The sequence below is a fragment of the Rhizobium bangladeshense genome (assembly GCF_001662075.1).
Lineage (GTDB): Bacteria > Pseudomonadota > Alphaproteobacteria > Rhizobiales > Rhizobiaceae > Rhizobium > Rhizobium bangladeshense_B.
The window spans coordinates 1-1,444 of sequence record NZ_LYPL01000080.1 but is presented as its reverse complement, the minus strand read 5'-3'; the positions used below and the strand labels follow the sequence as shown (position 1 = coordinate 1,444).

General features: G+C 59.9%; 2 protein-coding genes. Both read right to left on the bottom strand.

Going from position 1 to position 1,444, the window contains the following annotated elements; genetic code table 11:
* Nucleotides 1-497: CaiB/BaiF CoA transferase family protein (locus tag A7X77_RS31520; RefSeq protein WP_197486929.1), on the bottom strand; the 497-nt coding region annotated here is incomplete at its 3' end.
* Between the two features lie 29 nt (nt 498-526).
* Nucleotides 527-1,444, bottom strand: a 918-nt coding sequence (locus A7X77_RS31515) for an NAD(P)-dependent oxidoreductase (RefSeq protein WP_210179783.1), incomplete at its 5' end; no start/stop codon positions are given.

Sequence of the window (1,444 nt, the reverse complement as noted above, 5' to 3'; positions counted from 1 at the left end):
GGTGCCTGAACCTTTGAGGGTTCGGCATTTTCCGTCCCGATTATGCTCATGAGACCACTGTCGGCCTGCAGAATGCCATCAACGCCGGGGCGCTCTGCATAAGGTCCAGACTGGCCGTAAGCGGAGATGGAGCAATACACGATGCGCGGGTTCAAGGCCCGTAGCGCATCGAACCCAAGGCCGAGACGGGCCATCACCCCCGGGCGCATGCTCTCCACAACGACATCAGCATTGCTGACTAGCCTCCGTGCTGCGTCTAATCCAGCGGACGATTTAAGATCAAGCGTTACCCCGAGTTTGTTTCGATTGAAGCCGTGGAAGAGCGCGCTGTCCTTCCCGATCCAAGAGGGGCCCAGTTTTCGCCCAAGCTCGCCTTCGGGGGGCTCAATCTTGATGACATTCGCGCCCATGTCGGCAAGGAGCATCGTGGACGTCGGGCCTGCGCCGATGTGCGTAAAATCGATTACGGTGACGCCATCCAAAGCTTTGCTCAGCATTGTGGAATCCTTTCCCTATCGGAGGCGCGTCAGCTTGTCCTGCGCGCAATCGTGACGCCGGCGGCGCGCTCTAACTCATCGACCACCACCGTCATGTCGCGGCCGGTCATCCCGTTTTCGTTCGCGATGTCGTAAAAGCTGCGGGCCAGCGCTGACACCGGCATTGGCACTCCTGCGGCCTCAGCCTCGGCAAGGCAGAGGCGCAAGTCCTTGCACATCAGCTCCAGCCTGAATCCGAAGTCGAAGTTCCGGTCGAGAATCCGCTTCTCGATCAGGTCCTCAGTTACGAAGCTGCGAGCCGTGCTTGCATTGAGCATCTGCAGAACGGTTTCCGCCTCGAGACCGAACTTGACACCGAGCAAGACAGCCTCCGCGGCCACGACGAGGTTCGCGCCCACGATCATGTTGTTGACGAGCTTCAAGGCTTGGCCTTGGCCGGCCTTTTTGCCGACGAGCTTGACGTTCCGCCCAAAGGACTGGAACACCGGAAGAAGGGATGTGAAAGCTTCCCCGTCGCCCGAGACCATCACTGACAGCGTGCCAGCCTCCGCCCCGCGCGAACCTCCGGCCAATGGGGCATCGAGCGACTTAATGCCCGCGTTTGCAAGTTCCTCGGCGACCTTCCGGGCCACCGTCGGCCCCGTCGTGGAATGATCGGCATAAAACCTGACGCGCTTGCCATGTATGAGCCCGTCAGTTCCTAGAGCTACCTGCTCGACGATCTCGGGGGTGGGCAGGCAGACGAGGACGGCCTCGGCAGCGTCTGAAACGGATCGAGGGGATGAATGGATGGTGGCACCGGCAGCGCTTAGGCGTTCAGCCGCATCGCTATTGGCATCGAACACATGCAATCTAAAGCCGGCATTGGCGATATGCCGCGCCATGTGTACTCCCATCATTCCAAGGCCAACAAAGCCGACATCTTGCATTTTCACCTCCCACAGGAT